The sequence below is a fragment of the Chryseobacterium sp. JV558 genome (assembly GCF_033712365.1).
Taxonomy (GTDB): Bacteria; Bacteroidota; Bacteroidia; order Flavobacteriales; family Weeksellaceae; genus Chryseobacterium.
Genome location: NZ_WJHU01000046.1, coordinates 1 through 251, shown reverse-complemented (window position 1 = coordinate 251; position 251 = coordinate 1). Strand labels below are relative to the sequence as shown.

The window sequence follows — 251 nt, the reverse complement described above, 5'->3', positions numbered from 1 at the left end:
TCCAGATGGCGGCACATACGCTCAATGGTAGAGCTGTGATAGATATCCGTGTTGTAATTCACAAAGAGGTACAATTCACCCGAGACCTCACTAAAATCAAAGGTCAGGTCAAACTTACTGATACCGTCATCCGGCTTTTCATAACCCTGAACCATCATCGGATCTGATTCGGAAGAAGCAACTTCTGTCTGGGAACCGGAGCCTCCAATGTCATTATTCTGCAGCACAACCGCAACATCAAACAAAGGATT

1 protein-coding gene is annotated in these 251 nt (G+C 45.4%); it reads right to left on the bottom strand.

The window, feature by feature from the left end; genetic code table 11:
- Window positions 1-251 (bottom strand): condensation domain-containing protein (locus GFU89_RS23285; RefSeq protein ID WP_318849392.1); only part of this gene is annotated, 251 nt, incomplete at both ends.